This is a genomic window from Streptomyces sp. DI166 (assembly GCF_900091315.1).
In the GTDB taxonomy this organism is placed as follows: domain Bacteria; phylum Actinomycetota; class Actinomycetes; order Streptomycetales; family Streptomycetaceae; genus Streptomyces; species Streptomyces fuscus.
Genome location: NZ_FLSP01000135.1, coordinates 1 through 16,953, shown reverse-complemented (window position 1 = coordinate 16,953; position 16,953 = coordinate 1). Strand labels below are relative to the sequence as shown.

General features: G+C 71.8%; 20 protein-coding genes and 1 pseudogene. 13 read left to right on the top strand and 8 right to left on the bottom strand.

The features are described 5' to 3' along the window. Window positions 1-34: 34 nt before the first annotated feature. Window positions 35-436 (bottom strand): hypothetical protein, encoded by a 402-nt coding sequence (locus GA0115233_RS36890; RefSeq protein ID WP_093724705.1) that lies wholly within the window; start codon window positions 434-436, stop codon window positions 35-37. A gap of 101 nt (window positions 437-537) precedes the next feature. On the opposite strand from GA0115233_RS36890, the gene GA0115233_RS36885 reads away from it, so the two are divergent. After that, entirely contained in the window at window positions 538-1,164 is a 627-nt protein-coding gene (locus GA0115233_RS36885) for a PadR family transcriptional regulator (RefSeq protein WP_093724707.1), read from the top strand. Window positions 1,165-1,255: 91 nt separating this feature from the next. On the opposite strand, the gene GA0115233_RS36880 is transcribed toward GA0115233_RS36885, so the two are convergent. Continuing rightward, window positions 1,256-1,684, bottom strand: a complete 429-nt coding sequence (locus tag GA0115233_RS36880) for a type II toxin-antitoxin system Rv0910 family toxin (RefSeq protein WP_093724704.1) — start codon at window positions 1,682-1,684, stop codon at window positions 1,256-1,258. A 124-nt stretch (window positions 1,685-1,808) separates the two neighbouring features. Beyond that, window positions 1,809-1,997: a hypothetical protein gene (locus tag GA0115233_RS36875; protein WP_093724703.1), complete on the bottom strand. Its 189-nt coding sequence runs from the start codon at window positions 1,995-1,997 to the stop codon at window positions 1,809-1,811. A 198-nt stretch (window positions 1,998-2,195) separates the two neighbouring features. On the opposite strand from GA0115233_RS36875, the gene GA0115233_RS36870 reads away from it, so the two are divergent. Both GA0115233_RS36870 and GA0115233_RS36865 read left to right on the top strand, forming a co-directional pair. After that, window positions 2,196-2,741, top strand: a complete 546-nt coding sequence (locus GA0115233_RS36870) for a Clp protease N-terminal domain-containing protein (protein WP_093724702.1) — start codon at window positions 2,196-2,198, stop codon at window positions 2,739-2,741. Between the two features lie 72 nt (window positions 2,742-2,813). Then, window positions 2,814-3,818, top strand: a complete 1,005-nt coding sequence (locus GA0115233_RS36865; RefSeq protein WP_093724701.1) for an EamA family transporter — start codon at window positions 2,814-2,816, stop codon at window positions 3,816-3,818. Here the strand turns inward: GA0115233_RS36865 and GA0115233_RS36860 are convergent. Next, window positions 3,806-4,519 carry a pyridoxamine 5'-phosphate oxidase family protein gene (locus tag GA0115233_RS36860; RefSeq protein WP_093724700.1) on the bottom strand — a complete coding sequence of 238 codons (714 nt, stop codon included), beginning with the start codon at window positions 4,517-4,519 and terminating at the stop codon, window positions 3,806-3,808. The two genes, GA0115233_RS36865 and GA0115233_RS36860, sit on opposite strands and share 13 nt — an antisense overlap. A 35-nt stretch (window positions 4,520-4,554) precedes the next feature. Between GA0115233_RS36860 and GA0115233_RS36855 the strand changes: the two genes are divergently transcribed. Next, a complete protein-coding gene (locus tag GA0115233_RS36855) occupies window positions 4,555-5,883 on the top strand; it encodes an aminotransferase class I/II-fold pyridoxal phosphate-dependent enzyme (protein WP_093724699.1) in 1,329 nt (442 codons plus the stop codon). A 6-nt stretch (window positions 5,884-5,889) separates the two neighbouring features. Here GA0115233_RS36855 and GA0115233_RS36850 read toward each other — a convergent pair whose 3' ends face one another. Further along, the gene (locus GA0115233_RS36850; protein ID WP_093724698.1) at window positions 5,890-6,840 is read right to left on the bottom strand and encodes a DMT family transporter; all 951 of its coding nucleotides are present in this window, start codon (window positions 6,838-6,840) and stop codon (window positions 5,890-5,892) included. Between the two features lie 74 nt (window positions 6,841-6,914). Here GA0115233_RS36850 and GA0115233_RS36845 point away from each other — a divergent pair, with 74 nt between their 5' ends. Then, window positions 6,915-7,844 (top strand): LysR family transcriptional regulator, encoded by a 930-nt coding sequence (locus GA0115233_RS36845; RefSeq protein WP_093724697.1) that lies wholly within the window; start codon window positions 6,915-6,917, stop codon window positions 7,842-7,844. Here the strand turns inward: GA0115233_RS36845 and GA0115233_RS36840 are convergent. Further along, window positions 7,816-8,289 (bottom strand): pyridoxamine 5'-phosphate oxidase family protein, encoded by a 474-nt coding sequence (locus tag GA0115233_RS36840; RefSeq protein ID WP_093724696.1) that lies wholly within the window; start codon window positions 8,287-8,289, stop codon window positions 7,816-7,818. The genes GA0115233_RS36845 and GA0115233_RS36840 overlap by 29 nt on opposite strands. A 149-nt stretch (window positions 8,290-8,438) precedes the next feature. On the opposite strand from GA0115233_RS36840, the gene GA0115233_RS36835 reads away from it, so the two are divergent. Then, window positions 8,439-9,089, top strand: a complete 651-nt coding sequence (locus GA0115233_RS36835; RefSeq protein WP_093724695.1) for an isochorismatase family protein — start codon at window positions 8,439-8,441, stop codon at window positions 9,087-9,089. Here the strand turns inward: GA0115233_RS36835 and GA0115233_RS36830 are convergent. Continuing rightward, window positions 9,076-9,531: a Rieske (2Fe-2S) protein gene (locus tag GA0115233_RS36830; protein ID WP_093724694.1), complete on the bottom strand. Its 456-nt coding sequence runs from the start codon at window positions 9,529-9,531 to the stop codon at window positions 9,076-9,078. The genes GA0115233_RS36835 and GA0115233_RS36830 overlap by 14 nt on opposite strands. A gap of 91 nt (window positions 9,532-9,622) precedes the next feature. On the opposite strand from GA0115233_RS36830, the gene GA0115233_RS36825 reads away from it, so the two are divergent. The 7 genes from GA0115233_RS36825 (at window position 9,623) to GA0115233_RS36795 (ending at window position 16,597) form a co-directional block, all read left to right on the top strand. Then, window positions 9,623-10,378: a HipA family kinase gene (locus tag GA0115233_RS36825; RefSeq protein ID WP_093724693.1), complete on the top strand. Its 756-nt coding sequence runs from the start codon at window positions 9,623-9,625 to the stop codon at window positions 10,376-10,378. Further along, window positions 10,375-10,791, top strand: a complete 417-nt coding sequence (locus tag GA0115233_RS36820; protein ID WP_093724692.1) for a DUF3037 domain-containing protein — start codon at window positions 10,375-10,377, stop codon at window positions 10,789-10,791. The genes GA0115233_RS36825 and GA0115233_RS36820 overlap by 4 nt, the downstream gene beginning before the upstream one ends. A gap of 1,046 nt (window positions 10,792-11,837) precedes the next feature. Beyond that, entirely contained in the window at window positions 11,838-12,599 is a 762-nt protein-coding gene (gene fabG / locus GA0115233_RS36815) for a 3-oxoacyl-ACP reductase FabG (protein WP_093724691.1), read from the top strand. Between the two features lie 12 nt (window positions 12,600-12,611). Next, the gene (locus GA0115233_RS36810) at window positions 12,612-13,370 is read left to right on the top strand and encodes an SDR family oxidoreductase (RefSeq protein ID WP_093724690.1); all 759 of its coding nucleotides are present in this window, start codon (window positions 12,612-12,614) and stop codon (window positions 13,368-13,370) included. Between the two features lie 221 nt (window positions 13,371-13,591). Further along, complete coding sequence (locus tag GA0115233_RS36805; protein ID WP_093724689.1) at window positions 13,592-15,175, top strand: ABC transporter substrate-binding protein; 1,584 nt, start codon at window positions 13,592-13,594, stop codon at window positions 15,173-15,175. A gap of 123 nt (window positions 15,176-15,298) precedes the next feature. After that, window positions 15,299-15,982: a uracil-DNA glycosylase gene (ung, locus tag GA0115233_RS36800; RefSeq protein ID WP_093724688.1), complete on the top strand. Its 684-nt coding sequence runs from the start codon at window positions 15,299-15,301 to the stop codon at window positions 15,980-15,982. A gap of 102 nt (window positions 15,983-16,084) precedes the next feature. Continuing rightward, window positions 16,085-16,597 (top strand): hypothetical protein, encoded by a 513-nt coding sequence (locus GA0115233_RS36795; RefSeq protein WP_093724706.1) that lies wholly within the window; start codon window positions 16,085-16,087, stop codon window positions 16,595-16,597. Window positions 16,598-16,707: 110 nt separating this feature from the next. On the opposite strand, the pseudogene GA0115233_RS36790 reads toward GA0115233_RS36795, so the two are convergent. Continuing rightward, window positions 16,708-16,953, bottom strand: a pseudogene (locus GA0115233_RS36790) (hypothetical protein); the annotation flags it as partial.

The window sequence follows — 16,953 nt, the reverse complement described above, 5'->3', positions numbered from 1 at the left end:
ATGAGGCCGATGCGGGGTGCTGGACCGAATTCCGTCAGTCGTCGTCGGCGGGGCTGCCGCTGGCCGCCGCCTCCAGCAGGGGCCAGCCGTCGAGCTCCAGCGCCCGCCGCTCCTCCGGTTGCCAGCCCCGGGCCAGTGCCGCGTCGAGCAGGGCGCGGACGGCGCCCGGCTCGTGCAGGTTCAGGTGTGCGCCCGCGGTGAGACCCACATCCCCGGATCCGAGGGGTGCCCCGCCCGGGACGTACCGGCCGGGGCCGTCGGCGAAGACGATGCGCAGGGGGCCGCCGGTGCCGGACGGCTGCGGGGTGAGGGTGAGCACCTGGCGGCAGTCGACGGGCCTGCCGTCCTCGTCCCTTCGGTGGCTGTGGCGTGTCGTCCACAGGTAGAGGCGGCTGTCGGCGACCAGGCGGCGGGGGTTCTTGGCACGGCGAGGCACGCGGTCGAGATTACGCGGCGGGGCAGAGACTTGTCGTAAGCGAGTTGCCGATATATCGTTGACGCATCGCGACAGGTCAACGATGGAATGGAGTGATCGTGATGCATGCCCATGGATACGAGCGTGGATGCGGTGGTGCCGGTCGTCGGGGCCCCGGTGGTTTCGAGGGGCTGCGTGCCGCCTTCGGGCCGTTCGGGCCGGGCGGTCCCGGCTTCGGTGGGCCCGGATTCGGTGGCGGGCCCGGACCCGGGCACTGGGGGCCCAAGGGAAGGGGAGGGCCCCGGGGGAGGGCGCGGCGCGGAGATGTGCGTGCCTCGATCCTGGCCCTGCTCAAGGAACGGCCGATGCACGGCTACGAGATGATCCAGGAGATCGCCGAGCGCAGTGGCGGGGCCTGGAAGCCCAGCCCCGGCTCGGTGTACCCGACCCTCCAGCTGCTGGAGGACGAGGGTCTGATCGTCAGTGAGAGCGAGGGCGGCAAGAAGCTGTTCTCCCTCACCGACTCCGGCCGCAGCGCGGCCGAGGAGGGGCCCGAGGCGCCCTGGGAGGAAGCCTCTCGCGGGGTGGACTGGGAGGCCGTGAACGACATTCGGCAGGCCGGGTTCGGGCTGATGGAGGCGTTCGGGCAGGTGTGGAAGACCGGCAGCAAGGAGCAGCGCGAGAAGGCGATCGCAGTGATCAACGAAGCGCGCAAGAAGCTGTACCTGATCCTCGCCGACGAGGACTGAGCGTCCGCCCGGCACGGCAGAAGACGAGGCCTGACGGTCCGCCCGGCACAGCAGAAGAGGGCGCCCCCCGCGCGGGAGGCGCCCTCGCGTGTCAGGTCACCAGCCCCGCCAGCTTGCGCAGTGACTCGTTCAGCGCCGCCGTCCCCGAGTCCTTCAGGCGGCCCGCCATCAACGACACCGCGGCGCCGGTGAACTCGCCGTCGATGCGGACGGTCGTCGCGTCCCCCTCCGGCACCAGGGTGTAGCGGGTGGCCACGCTCACCGCCATCGGTCCCTTGCCGCGCAGGGCCAGGACCCGGGACGGTTCGAGCTCCTCGATCGTCCACTCGACCTCGGCCGGGAAGCCCATCAGCTTCATGTTCTCCTGGAAGGTCCCGCCCACTTCGAGCGCGGACGGGCCGCCGCCCGGGAAACTGGTATGGGTCGCGTTCCACTCGCCGTACGCGGGCCAGTCGACGAGCTGGGCCCACACCTTGTCGGCCGGTGCCCCGATCCGTGCCTCCGCGCTGACTTCGGCCATGCGACCACCCCTTCGACTCGGGCTACGGTGTCGCGGAACGTAGCCCCAGGGCCGGGAACATTCAATACTGATGAACCGTCAGAAAATGTGGAGGCCGTGAACCGGGCGGGATTCGGCCGACGGTTCAGCCGACCATGCGTATGACGGCCGCGTCGAACACGTCCCACGCGCGCGGGTGCGCGCTCTCGTTGTGGCAGTGCCACGCGTCCCAGAACAGGTCGGCGGGCAGCGCGTCCTCCGGGGCGTAGACCCGGTAGACGTACTGTCTGCCGTCGACGGCCGGCAGTGCGACCAGCCAGCACCTGCTCTCCATGCACCAGTTGGACGTGCGGGAAGGAGCCATGGTTGCGCCCGGGGCGCGAGGCAAGGCGGCGCGCGCCGGTAGGGGTGGTCCGGGCTTGATGTCATCCCCAAGGAGGAGATTGCGGGTGGCCGAGTCCACTCTGTGTGGGACGCCGAAATGCATCGCACCGGGGATGCCCCCGACCGCCGGGGCTGATGGGGTGAGGATGTGCAACCCCGCTTCCCCCGCCGGCCGGACACCCACCAGGCCGGAGGGCCCCCGGACGACGATGCCCGGCTCGGCGCCGAACTGGCAGCGGTGATAGCCGCCGCCCGCCGCCGGGCCATACGTGACGCCGACCGCCAGGTCGACACCGCCCATCTGCTGCACTCCCTGCTGGAGCACGACCCCGAGGTGCGGTCCGTGTTCGACGACGGGCCCCGGATCGCCCGGCTGCTCGGCTACCTCGTCCAGCGCAGCATCGGCTACGGCCTGCTCTGGCAGGGCAGCGTCGAGGACTCCGGGTCCGTGCCCGTGGTGCGCGAGGCCGACGGGTTCTCACCGCTGGCCGCGGGCGCGCTGGAGTACGCCTGCGCCCGCGCCGCGAGCCGCGGTGACGAACCCGCGCGCGGTGTGGACCTGCTCGCCGCGATCTGCGTCGACAAGGACGCCCGGGCCGTGGAGGTGCTCGACCGCGCCGGGGTCGACGCGCGCGAACTCTACGCCCGGATCGAGAGCCGCCCCGAGAACTACGCCCACGACTGCGGCTGCTGAGCCGGTCGTGGCCGTCCGCACATTGAGACAGGTGTCATTGGGGGTGACGCTCATGTCGACGCCTGTCATCATGTGCCGGTGCGTACGTCTGAAAGCAGCCATGTCGGCAGCGGCAGGGGAGTGGGGCTCGGTCTCGCCCTCGTCTCCGCGCTCGCCTTCGGAGGATCCGGTGTCGCGGCCAAGCCGCTGATCGAAGCGGGGCTCGACCCCCTGCACGTCGTGTGGCTCCGGGTCGCCGGGGCGGCCCTGGTGATGCTTCCGCTGGCCGTGCGGCACCGGGATCTGGTGCGCCGCCGCCCCGCGCTGCTGGCCGGGTTCGGCCTGCTCGGCGTGGCCGGTGTGCAGGCCTTCTACTTCGCCTCCATCTCCCGCATCCCGGTCGGGGTGGCGCTGCTCGTGGAGTACCTCGCGCCCGCCCTGGTGCTGGGCTGGGTGCGGTTCGTGCAGCGGCGTCCGGTGACGCGGGCCGCGGCCCTCGGTGTCGTCCTCGCGGTGGGCGGCCTCGCCTGTGTCGTCGAGGTGTGGGCGGGCCTCAGCTTCGACGTGCTCGGCCTGCTGCTCGCGCTCGGCGCGGCCTGCTGCCAGGTCGGCTACTTCGTCCTGTCCGACCAGGGCGCCGACTCGGCCGACGACGCCCCCGACCCGCTCGGGGTCATCGCCTACGGCCTGCTCGTCGGCGCCGCCGTGCTCACCGTGATCGCCCGCCCCTGGTCGATGGAGTGGTCCGTGCTCGGGGAGAGCGCGCGGATGAACGGCACCCCGGTCGCGGCGGCGCTGCTGCTGTCCTGGATCGTGCTGATCGCCACCGTCCTCGCCTACGTCACCGGCGTGGTCTCCGTGCGGCGGCTGTCCCCGCAGGTCGCGGGCGTCGTCGCCTGTCTGGAAGCGGTCATCGCGACGGTGCTGGCCTGGGTGCTGCTCGGCGAGCACCTGTCCGCGCCGCAGATCATCGGCGGTGCGGTGGTCCTGCTCGGCGCCTTCATCGCCCAGTCCTCGGCCCCGAGCAAGGGGTCCGTCGAACCGGTGGCGAGCGGCGGCGCCGAGCGGGAACCTGCGGCCGAGGGTCACCTGAGGTAGGCGGGGACCTCGGTGCCCGGAGCCAGGTCGGGGTCGTCGATCGGGGTCTCGTAGCCCTTGCGCAGCGGGACCACGCCGGCCCAGTGGGGCAGGGCGAGGTCCTCGGGCTCGTCGTTGACGCCGCCCGTGCGGAGCTTGGCGGAGACCTCGTTCAGGTCGAGGCGGATGACGGCGGTGGCGGCGAGTTCCTTCTTGTTGGCGGGCCGGGAGTCCGCCGAGCGGCCCGGTACGACATGGTCGACCAGGGCGTCGAGGGCGAGCCGCTTCTCCTCCGGGTCCGTCACCTCGTGGGCGGTGCCGTGCACCACGACGGACCGGTAGTTGATCGAGTGGTGGAAGGCCGACCGCGCCAGGATGAGCGCGTCCACGTGCGTGACCGTCAGACAGACCTCCAGGCCCGGGTCGGCCTGTCCTGCCATCCGCAGCGGGCGCGAGCCGGTCGAGCCGTGCACGTAGAGCCGCTCGCCGACCCTGCCGAAGAGCGTCGGCAGGACCACCGGGGCGCCGTCGCGGACGAAGCCGAGATGGCAGACGTAGGCCTCGTCGAGTATCGAGTGCACCAGTTCCCTGTCGTACGACGCCCGGTCGGCGGAGCGGGTGGGGACCGTGCGCTCGGTGGGCGGGTAGGTGGCGGGCTCCGGCGTCGGCCGCGGCGTCCCTTGCGGTGTGCCCTGCTGCGTCCCCTGGTGCGTCCCCTGCATTGCGGTCTCCATTGCACTAGTGCATAATCTGGTTTGTGCTAGGAGAATATCGGATCACGGGTCGGGGCGCAGCCGGGATTGCGGCCGACATCGAGGGCGCGGTCGGCTCCGGTGAGCTGGAACCGGGACAATCGCTGCCGCCCATGCGGGAGTTGGCGGTCGAGCTGGGGGTCAATCCCAATACGGTCGCCGCCGCCTACCGCATCCTGCGCGAGCGCGGGGTCATCGAGACCGCCGGGCGCCGGGGCAGCAGGGTGCGGCCGAAACCGGCCACCACGGCCCGTGAGTACGTCCGTACGGACGTCCCCGCCGGAGTGCGCGACCTGGCCGACGGCAACCCCGACCCCGCGCTGCTGCCCCCGCTGGCCCCCGCCTTCGCGGCGGCGGCGGAACAGGGCGACCGGGCGCCGGTCCTGTACGGCGACGAGCCGCTGGACCCCGAGCTGGTGCGCGTCGCGCGCGCCGAACTGGACGCCGACGGGGTGCCGGAGGGCCCCGTGGCCGTCACCTCCGGCTCCCTGGACGCCATCGAGCGGGTCCTCGCCGCCCATCTGCGGCCGGGGGACACCGTCGCCGTCGAGGACCCCGGGTGGCGAAGCGTCCTCGACCTGGTCCCGGCACTCGGACTGCGCACGGCACCCGTGGGCGTCGACGACGAGGGGCCGCTCCCCGACGACGTGCGGCGCGTGCTCGGCGCCGGCGCGCGCGCCCTGATCGTCACCGACCGGGCCCAGAACCCGACCGGCGCCGCGGTGAGCGCGGCACGCGCGCGTGCGCTGCGGTCCGTGCTCCGGGAGTATCCGCACACCCTGCTGATCGAGGACGACCACGGCTACGCCAACGTCGAGCTCCCCCTCCACCCGCTGGCCGGTACCACCCGGCACTGGGCCTTCCTGAGGTCCACGGCGAAGGCGTACGGCCCCGACCTGCGCCTGGCGGTGTTCACCGGTGACGAGGTCACCGTCGACCGCGTACGCGGCCGCCAGCGGCTCGGTCCCGGCTGGGTGAGCCTGACCGTCCAGCGGGCCGTGGTGCGGCTCTGGACGGACGGCGCGGTCGACACGAAGGCGGTGGCGGCCGCGTACGGCGCCCGCCGCCGCATGCTCATCGACGCCCTCGCCGAACGCGGCGTCCCCGCGCGGGGACGCACCGGCATGAACGTCTGGGTCCCGGTCCCGGACGAGACGGGCGCCGTCTCGCGCCTCCTCCACGCGGGGTGGGCCGTCGCCCCGGGGGCGCGTTTCCGCCTCGCCTCCGGCCCCGGGACGCGGGTGACGGTCTCGACGCTGAGGGAGGACGAGGTCCGGCCCCTGGCCGACGCCATCGCCATGGCCGTCCGGCCGGCGGGGGGCAGTGGGGTCTGAGAGGGACTACGACACGGCCTCGGCGTGCTCGCGCGTCGACGAGGGCTCGGGCTGCTCGACGGGGCCCCGTCGGCGTGGCCGTACCTGGGTCAGCGCGGCGCCCGCCAGCACGATCAGGGCGCCCACCGGGGTCGACCAGGTCAGCGGCTCGTCCAGCAGCGTGACGCCCGCCGCCGTGGCGATGACCGGGATGAAGTACGTGACCATCTGGGCCGTCGTCGGGCCGACCTCGGTGACCAGGCCGTACTGGAGGAGGACCGCGAAGCCGGTGCCGAGGGCGCCCAGGGCGGCTATCGCGAACAGGGGGAGCAGCGGGAAGTCGGCGGGGGCCGCGGTGAACAGGGGGGTGACGACGGCCAGTTGCAGGGTGGCCAGGAGCAGCTGGGCGCCCGTCAGGGAGAGGTTCGAGTGGCTCGAACCCGCCAGGGTGCGGCGGACGTAGATCCAGCCGATCGGGTAGCAGAGCGAGGCCAGCAGGGCCATCGCCGTGCCGCGGGCGTCCATGCCCTCGAAGCCCTGCCAGGCGCCGAGGACCGTGAGGACGCCCAGGAAGCCGAGGCCCAGACCCGCCACCCGCAGCCGGGTGGGGCGGTCCTCGGAGAGGGCCACCAGGGACAGGGCCATGCCCCACAGGGGCGAGGTGGCGTTGCAGATGCCCGCGAGGGTGGAGGGGATCGTCAGCTCCGCGTAGGCGAAGAGGGAGAACGGCGCCGCGTTCAGCAGGAGGGCCGCCACCGCCAGATGCCCCCAGGTGCGCGCCCCGCGCGGGAGACCGTCCCGGCGTATCACCATCGCCACCACCAGCACCGCGGCACCGAACAGCAGTCGGCCGAAGGTGACCTGGAAGGGGGCGTAGCCGTCGGTGCCCACCTTGATGAGCAGGAAGCTGAAACCCCAGATCAGGGAGAGGGCGGCGAAACGCAGACGCCAGTCGAGCAGCGCACGGGAGCGGGTCATGCGATCAGGGTGCGGTATCAATACCTCGTAGCACAAGCGAGATTTCGCGAGCTGTATCTCGTAGCATTGCTTACATGTTGAATCTGGAGCGCCTGCGCACCCTCGACGCCCTCGCCCGGCACGGCTCGGTCAGCGGGGCCGCCGAAGGGCTGCACATCACCACCTCCGCCGTCTCCCAGCAGATGTCCAAGCTGGAGCGCGAGGTCGGTCAGCAGCTGCTCGCCAAGAACGGCCGGGGCGTCCGGCTCACCGACGCCGGCCGGCTGCTCGCCGAGCACGCGGCGCGGATCCTGTCCCAGGTCGAACTGGCACAGGCGGACCTGGAGGCGCAGCGCGGCCAGGTCGCGGGCGAGCTGAGGGTCGCGGCGTTCCCCACGGCCGCCCGAGGGCTCTTCCCGGCCGCACTGGCCGCCCTGCGCGCCGAGCACCCGGCGCTGCGGCTGCGCTCCTGCGAGCTGGAGCCGGAGAACGGCGTCGCCGGAGTGGTCCGCGGCGACCTCGACCTGGCCGTCGTCCTCGACTGGTACAACAAGCCCATGCCGCTCCCCGACGGCCTGGTCAAGGCCCCGATCCTGGACGACCCGGCCGATGTCGCGATGCCGGTCGGCCACCGGTACGCGGACCGCGCCGAGGTGGACCTCGCCGACTTCGCCGAGGACGAGTGGATCACCTGGGGGCAGGGCGAGTTCTGTCACGAGTGGCTGATGTTCACCCTGCGCTCCAAGGGCATCGAGCCGATCGTCGGCCACCGCGCGGCCGAGACCCACACCCAGCTCGGCCTCGTCGCCGCGGGGCTCGGCGTGTGCGTCGTACCGCTGCTGGGCCGCCACCCCATGCCGCCCGGGGTCGTCACCGTGCCGCTGAAGCAGCGGGTGCGGCGGCATGTGTACGTCGTCTGGCGGGCCGACGCCGACCGGCGGCCGTCGATCCGCGCGGCGGTGGCCGCGCTGCGGGCGGCGGGCGAGCGGGTCGCGGCTACCCCTGGGCCGACCCCAGCTTCCTGAAGTCCCAGGACACGATCTTCTCCGGGGTCAGGCGCATCCACGCGTGGCGGCCGTCGTGCGGCATCTCCTCCAGGCGGAAGTTCTTCCGCGCGAACAGCGTCTCGATCGCGTCGAGTTCGGCGCACAGCTCGCCGGTGCGCGGGATCTCACCCACGAACTCCACCGTCCCGGACAGCTCCGCGCCGCGCAGCTCGTCGTACTCCTCACCCGTGTCGACCACGATGGCGACCCTCGGGTCGCGGCGCAGCTGGGTCCAGCGCTTGCTGCGCACCACCGAGTACAGCCAGATCGAGGTGCCGTCCCAGGCGAACCAGAGCGTGCTGACGTGCGGGGCTCCGTCCGCGGACACCGTGGCGACCCGGCAGGTGCGCTGGGTGTACAGGAACTCGTCCAGTTCGCCCGGCGTCATCATGATCTTCCGGCCCCGGCGCTGAGTGACGGCCATGCGTCCCCCTTCTTTCTCCCACGTCGTGCCAGAGGAGATCCTCTGACATCACGTCAGAAAAGGATGGGATCAAGGATGGGCTGTCTTCCGTCCGCACGCAATGGTGGCTAGTCTCGCCCGCTCCGACCCGTCGGCGACAAGGGGGCACCATGCCGTCGTACGACCAGCTCAGCGAACTCCTCGACCCCGCGCACACCGTGCTGCTCACCGTCGAGTGCCAGCAGGGGGTCGTCGGACCGGACAGCGCGCTGCCCGAACTCGCCAAGGAGGCCCGGTCCTCCGGGGCCCTCGCCAACGTGGCCCGGCTGGTGGCCGGTGCGCACGAACGCGGGCTCCAGGTGATCCACGCGATCGCCGAGCGGCGACCCGACGGGCGCGGCGCCAACCGCAACGCCCGGCTGTTCCGGGCCGCCGAACGGCTCCCCGTCCAGCAGTTGTCCGGCACCATCGCGGTGCGCGTCGCCGCGCCGATCGAGGTCACCGAGGAGGACTTCGTCGTACGACGGCTGCACGGACTGTCGCCGATCCAGGGCACCGATGTCGACGCCCTGCTGCGCAACCTCGACTGCCGCACGCTGGTCGTGACCGGGGTCTCGGCCAATGTGGCGATCCCCAACGCCGTGTTCGACGCGGTCAACCGCGGCTACACGGCGGTGGTGCCCACCGACGCGATCGCCGGGGTGCCCGCCGAGTACACGCCCGCGATGATCCGGCACACCCTCGCGCTGGTCGCCACACTCACGACCACCGACGACGTGCTGGCGGTACTGCGGCGAGACCGGCGGCTCAGGTCAGTGTGATCGAGTCGCCGGAGACCGTGACCTCGCGGGCGGACAGCGGCTGAGTGGCCGGGCCCTTCTGCACACTGCCGTCCTCGATGGAGAAACGGCTGTTGTGGCACGGACAGGTGATGGCGCCGTCCGCGATGCCGGTCACCGGGCAGCCCTGGTGGGTGCATTCGAAGGAGAACGCCTTGAAGGTACCCGCGGCCGGCTGGGTGACCACGACCTTGTGCTCCTTGAGGATCTTGCCGCTGCCCTCCGGGATGTCCGAGGTCTTCGCGACGACCGTCCCGGTCGGCTCGGCGGCTCCCGCGGCCCCGGCCGCTCCGGAGGACTCCTGCGACTTCTCGTCCTCCGACCCGCACGCGTTCAGCGCGAGGGAGAACCCCACGGCGCCGACGGCCGCCACCACGGTACGGCGGCTCGGGGGCGTGACGGGGTGGAGCGGTTCGCTGGTCATGCAGGTCTTCCCTTCCACGGAGGTACGCCTTGCGTCCTCAGGTACGGGCGGCGCGGGTTTCGTGTTCACGGCGCACCTATAACCTGGGGCGATGCTCAAGGAAGTCATCGCGACCCGGTTCATCACGCCCTTGCGGGAGGGCGGCTCGCTGCCGGGGCTCGTCGAGGCCGACGATCTCGGCACGTACGTGCTGAAGTTCCGGGGCGCCGGGCAGGGCCGCAAGACGCTGGTCGCCGAGGTGGTGTGCGGGGAGCTGGCGCGGCGGCTGGGGTTCCGGGTGCCGCGGCTGGTCGGCGTGGAGGTGGACCCGGTGCTGGGGCTCGGGGAGCCGGAGCAGCAGGTGCAGGAGCTGCTGCGGGGGAGCGGGGGGAACAACCTGGGCATGGACTTCCTGTCCGGTGCGCTCGGCTTCGATCCGCTGGCGTTCTCGGTGAGCCCCGAGGAGGCCGGGCGGATCGTGTGGTTCGACGCGCTGGTCAACAACGTCGACCGGTCCTGGCGCAACCCCAACCTGCTGATGTGGCGGGGGGAGTTGTGGCTGATCGACCACGGCGCGACGATGATCTGGCACCACAACTGGCGGGGCGCCGAGGCGTCGGCGGCGCGCGCGTACGACGCCTCCGACCACGCGCTGGTGTCCTTCGGCCCTGATGTCGCGGGCGCCGCTGCGGAATTGGCCCCCCGCGTCACCGAGGATCTGCTCGCCGAGGTCATGGCCGAGGTCCCGGATGCCTGGCTGGCCGACGAGCCCGGCTTCGACTCCCCGGACGAGCTGCGGCGCGCCTACGTGCGGCCCCTGCTGGCCCGTTCCGCCGTCATCCACGAGCGAATCGAGGGACTCCGGTGACCGACGACCGCCACTTCATCAAGGGGGGCCCGGGCGAGCGCGAGGTCTTCGAGTACGCCCTGCTGCGCGTCGTGCCCCGCGTGGAGCGCGGCGAGTGCATCAACGCCGGGGTGCTCGTCTACTGCCGAGCCAAGTCCTACGTCGGCGCCCGCACCCACCTCGACGAGTCCCGCCTCCTCGCCCTGGACCCGTCGGCGGACGTCGCCGGCATCCGCGTGGCGCTCTCGGCGGTCGAGCGCGTGTGCACCGGCGGCCCCGCGGCAGGCCAGGCGGCCCCGGACGACCCCGGCCGCCGCTTCCGCTGGCTCATCGCACCCCGCTCCACGATCGTCCAGCCGGGTCCGGTCCATACGGGTCTCACGACGGATCCGGGGGCGGAGACGGAGCGGTTGCTGGAGCTGCTGGTCAGGTGAGGCGACGCCTCGGGCGCGGGGGCGGGCCTTCGGCTGGTAACGGGGCCGCGTCGGGGGAATGGGGCGGAGTCGGCGTCGATCTCGGACGCGGGGAGCGGTCCGCTGCCATGCAGGGGAGCGGCTTGCAGCCTGCTCATCCGGACCGCGGGCCGGGGTTGGCACTCCGGGAGGGGCCTGCGCCGGGCAGTAGCGGGGTGCGGGGGCCGTTCCGCTCGGGGGCAGGGGTTGTCGGGCAGCGGCGCCGCCTGCCGAATCCCGCCGTGTCACGCGTGCCGACGGCGCCGGGCGGCGTAGTCGCCGCGCCGACGTCCCGGCGGCGAGCACGCAGCCCGTGGCCGTCTCCCAGCCGCTGAGGCCTGGGTCGCCGTGCCGCCCAGGCCGCCGCGGGCGCCGAGCGCCGGGTGATGGTGGCGCTGGACGTGGCGGCCCCGCGTCGGGGCAGGGCCTCGGGCGCCGTGTGTCGAATCCCGCCGTGTCACGCGTGTCGGCGGTGCCTGACGGTGTAGCCCGCCGCGCCGCGGCGCGCAGGCTGCTGCGGGCGCCGAGCGCCGGGTGATGGTGGCGGTGGACGCGGCCGCCCCGCGTCGGACGGGGCGCCTCAGGCGGTGCCGTCATCCGGTCCTCGGGCCTTGTCCAGGCGGTCGGGGCCGCCCGAGACGCGGTCGTACGGGGCCTGCGCGGCCCCCGGTACGCGGAGTCGGCGCAGGACAGGTCCTGCGCGTGGGTGATGTCGGCCGGTGGCGCGATCGCGGCCGTGCCGATCAGCGTGCCGGCGGGCCCGGCGCGACGGGACATGGATCCGGGCTCGGTCGACGTCAGGGGCCGGTCCGGGTGAGGGCGCGCCGAGTGAGGCCGATCGGGTGCTCAGGGCGGGCGCCTGCGCGAGCATGGCTGGGTGGGGTCAGGTAATGGATCACACGTGGGGGTGGGCCGTTGACACCGGGTGCCAGGGCTTCTAGCGTCACGTCTGCTGAAGGTACTAAGCGGTCGCTCACCAGATGGGCGGGCCGCGGAGCCGCACCCCCAAGGGCGAGGAGAAGCAGCCAATGTCCAGCACTGACCAGCGGGTCGCCGTCGTCACCGGCGCAGCGCGCGGAATCGGCGCCGCCACCGCCGTACGCCTGGCAGAAGAGGGCCACGCCGTCGCGGTGATCGACCTCGACGAGAGCGCCTGCAAGGACACCGTGGAGAAGATCACCGCGGCGGGCGGCAAGGCGCTCGCGGTGGGATGCGACGTCGCCGACGAGGCGCAGGTCGAGGCCGCCGTCGCGCGGATCGCCGAGGAACTGGGCGCCCCGGTGATCCTGGTCAACAACGCGGGCGTGCTGCGCGACAACCTGTTGTTCAAGATGAGCGCCTCCGACTGGGACACCGTCCTGAACGTCCACCTGCGCGGCGCCTTCCTGATGGCGAAGGCCTGCCAGAAGCACATGGTGGACGCCAAGTTCGGCCGGATCGTCAACCTCTCCTCGTCCTCCGCGCTCGGCAACCGCGGCCAGGCCAACTACTCCGCCGCCAAGGCCGGTATGCAGGGCTTCACCAAGACCCTCGCCATCGAGCTCGGCAAGTTCGGCATCACCGCCAACGCCGTCGCCCCCGGCTTCATCGCCACCGACATGACCGCGGCCACCGCCGAGCGCGTCGGCATGGGCTTCGAGGACTTCAAGGCCGCCGCCGCCACCCAGATCCCGGTCCAGCGCGTCGGCGTCCCCGAGGACGTCGCCAACGCCATCGCCTTCTTCGCCAGTGAGGCGGCCGGCTTCGTCTCCGGCCAGGTGCTGTACGTGGCCGGCGGACCGCTCGACTAAAGGATCACGCACATGACTTCGGTGGAACTGAGCGGCAAGGTCGCCCTGATCACGGGCGCCAGCCGCGGTATCGGATACGGCGTCGCGGAGTCGCTCGTCGCGCGCGGCGACCGCGTGGCCATCACCGGCCGCAACGAGGACGCCCTCAAGGAGGCCGTCGAGCAGCTCGGCTCGGACCGCGCGATCTACATCGCGGGCAAGGCCCACGACGAGGCCCACCAGGCCGTCGCCGTGGAGCGCACCATGGAGGCCTTCGGCCGCGTCGACTTCCTGGTCAACAACGCGGGGACCAACCCGGTGTTCGGGCCGATCGCCGACCTGGACCTGGGTGTCGCCCGCAAGGTGTTCGAGACCAATGTCATCTCGGCCCTCGGCTTCGCGCAGAAGACCTGGCACGCCTGGCAGAAGGACAACGGCGGCGCGATCGTCAACATCGCCTCCGTCGCGGGCATCGCACCCTCGCCCTTCATCGCCGCCTACGGCGTCAGCAAGGCCGCGCTGATCAACCTGACCCAGCAGCTCGCCCACGAGTTCGCGCCCAGGGTGCGGGTCAACGCCATCGCCCCGGCAGTGGTCAAGACCAAGTTCGCCCAGGCGCTGTACGAGGGCCGCGAGGCGGAGGCGGCCGCCGCCTACCCGCTGGGCCGGCTCGGCGTGCCCTCCGACATCGGGGGCGCCGCCGCCTTCCTCACCTCAGAGCAGTCCGACTGGGTCACCGGTCAGACCCTCGTCGTCGACGGCGGGATCTTCCTCAACGCCGGCGTCGGCTGACCCGCTCCGGGCCCGTGTCTCCCGGCGGGGCACGGGCCCGTGTCCGGGCCGCCGGAACGTACAGAGCGGGCCGCGATGTCCAAGCGGAAGACATTGAACGGTGTTGACAACGTAGTCACAGGTTTATCGATCAAGAACCGTCGTGAGACACCGGGTTCATTTCCCCAGGCTCTGCGGTATGGTCTGCCGACCCTTGGTATGGCAGATCGAGGAGCGTGCGCGTGTTCAACCGGAACCGATGCCTGCGGCAGGTGGCGGCCATCGCGTCCATAACGTCCCTGATGACCGGATGCGGAATCCTCTCGTCGGACTCTTCCGAGGACGAGGGACCGGTCGTCGTGGGGACCACCAGCGCGCCCAGCACGCTGGATCCGGCCGCGTCATGGGACAGTTCCTGGGAACTGTTCCGCAATATTTACCAAACGCTGCTCAGTTACCCCTACGGCGCTTCCACGCCGGAGCCGGACGCCGCCGAGAACTGCGAGTTCACCGACAACTCGAACAAGACCTACCGCTGCGAGCTGCGCGAGGGTCTGAAGTTCTCCAACGGTGACCCGCTGGACGCCAAGGCGGTCAAGTACTCGATCGACCGGATCCGGGACATCGACGTCGAGGGCGGTCCCGCCGGTCTGCTGGGCAGCCTCGACCGGGTCCAGGCGCTGAACGACCGGGAAGTCGTCTTCCACCTCAACAAGCCGGACGCCACCTTCCCGTTCGTGCTGGCCACCCCCGCGATGTCCATCGTCGACCCGGACAGCTACCCGGCCGACAAGGTGCGCGAGGACGGCAAGGTGCTCGGCTCCGGCCCGTACTCGCTCCAGTCGTACGACGAGGGCAAGAAGGCCGAGCTGGTCCGCAACGACAACTACAACGGGTACGCGGAGCGCAAGAGCGGCGCCGTGACCATCCGCTACTTCCAGGACTCCGGCGACATGGTGAGCGCCCTGCGCGAGCACCAGCTCGACGTCGCCTTCCGCGGTATCACCGCCGACGACATCCTCGCCCTCCAGACGCGGGAGTCGCAGAAGGAGTTCCAGGTCGTCGAGAGCGCCAGCACCCAGATCAGCTACCTGGTCTTCAACCCCAAGGACCCGTGGGCCGCCAAGCCCGCCGTCCGCAAGGCCGTGGCCCAGGTCCTGGACCGCCCGGCCATCGCGCACAAGGTCTACCAGGACACCGTGGAGCCGCTGTACTCCATGGTCCCCAAGGGCCTGACCGGCCACACCACGGGCTTCTTCGACGACTTCGGCCAGCCCAGCAACTCCAAGGCCAAGCAGATCCTCGCCGACGACGGCATCACCGAAACGGTGCCGCTGACGCTCTGGTTCACCACCGACCGCTACGGCTCCGAGACCAAGGCGGAGTTCGAGGAGATCAAGAAGCAGCTGGAGGGCTCCGGACTGTTCAAGGTCACCCTGAAGAGCCGTCCGTGGAAGACCTACGTCCAGGGCTACCTGGAGGGCGAGTACCCGGTGTTCGGCCGAGGCTGGTCCCCCGACTTCCCCGACGCCGACAACTTCATCGCCCCCTTCGTCGGTGACAAGAACGCGCTCGGCACGCCCTACCCGGCGCCGGAGATCACCGGCAAGCTGCTGCCGCGCTCGCGCCAGGAGAGCGACCGGGCCAACGTGGAGAAGGAGTTCGAGGAGGCCCAGAAGATCCTCGTCGAGGACGCCCGGCTGATCCCGCTGTGGCAGGGCCGGCAGTACGTGGCCGCCAACAACGACATCGCCGGCGCGGAGCGGGCGCTCGACCCGTCGACGATCATGACGGTGGGCACCCTCTACCGCAAGACCAGCTGGTAGCGGCCCAAAAGGGCAGCAGGCGGGGCGCGTTGTCAGTGGTCGCCGGTAGGTTCTGTGGTCAGGAAGCGACGTGCGCCGAGTGTCGGCGCACGTCGTAGTGACCGCACACCGAAGGAAGTTGACGTGACCGACATCGCCATGCTGCCCGAGTCCTGGCGCGGGGTTCTGGGCGACGAACTTCAGCAGCCCTACTTCAAGGAGCTGACGGAGTTCGTCGAGGAGGAGCGGGCCAAGGGTCCCGTCTACCCCCCGCGCGAGGAGGTCTTCGCGGCGCTGGAGGCCACGCCCTTCGACCAGGTGAAGGTCCTGATCCTCGGCCAGGACCCGTACCACGGCGAGGGGCAGGGCCACGGCCTGTGCTTCTCGGTGCGGCCCGGTGTGAAGACCCCGCCCTCCCTGCGCAACATCTACAAGGAGATGCAGGAGGAGCTGGGCCATCCGGTGCCGGACAACGGCTATCTGATGCCGTGGGCCCAGCAGGGCGTGCTGCTGCTCAACGCGGTCCTCACCGTGCGCGCCGGTGAGGCCAACTCCCACAAGGGCAAGGGCTGGGAGAAGTTCACCGACGCGGTCATCCGCGCGGTGGCCGGACGGCCCGACCCGGCGGTGTTCGTGCTGTGGGGCAACTACGCGCAGAAGAAGCTCCCGCTGATCGACGAGACCCGGCACGTGGTGGTCAAGGGTGCGCACCCCTCGCCGCTGTCGGCCAAGAAGTTCTTCGGCTCCCGCCCCTTCACACAGATCAACGAGGCGGTCGCGGCGCAGGGCCACGAGCCCATCGACTGGCGCATTCCGAACCTGGGCTGACCTGGAGCGGGGACGATCTGTCGGGTCGGCCCCGCCTCGCCGGGATTGTCGGTGGCTGCGGCTAGCGTCGGCCTCCAGTACCGGTGAGGTGTGGAGGACGCGGTGACGGAGCGACAGGAGCGGACGGCGCCGGATGCCGTGATGACACGGATCGGGCAGGTCGTGATGCTGCATCACGCGGGGGACCGCGAGGAGGCCCGGCACCGCTTCCTGGACCTGTGGGCCGAGATCGGCGAGGACGGTGACCCGCTGCACCGCTGCACCCTCGCCCACTATATGGCCGACACCCAGGACGAACCCGCCGACGAGCTGGCCTGGGACCTACGCGCGCTCACGGCCGCCGAGGAACTCACCGACGACCGCCTCGCCGAGCACGAGGGAGCCCTCGCGGTACGGGCCCTGTATCCCTCCCTGCATCTGAACCTCGCCGCCGACTACGTCAAACTCGGCCGCCCGGACCCCGCCCGCAGCCACCTGCGCCGGGCCCGCTCGGCGGCGGACGCGCTGGCCGAGGACAGCTACGGCGACGGCGTACGGGCGGCGATCAGCCGGCTGGAGCTGCGGCTCGGGGAGGGCGACACCGGGTGGGGGCCGCCCGGAGGCCGACGGGCCTGATCCCTGCCCGGATCCGTGATCCCTGCCTGGTTCTTTGACGCCCGTCCCGTTTCCCAACGCCCGCCCCGTTTCCCAACGCCCGCCCCGATTCCCAACGCCCGCCCCGATTCCTAACGCCCGTACGCCTGCTCGCAGATCCGTGCCTCCGGGCTGTCCGCGCGCCAGCCGCCGTACTTGCGGCCCAGGGCGCAGACGTCGGTGTTCTTCCGTACCGACTCCTCGATCTCCGGGAGGTCGACGCGGGGGTGCGGCGCGGCGGGGCGTTCGGGGGCGGGGGTGCGCCGGGTGGGCCTGCCGGGGGCGGTTCGGGTGCCGGGGCGGGCGGGGCCGCCGGTCGCGGGGCGGCCGGGGTGGTG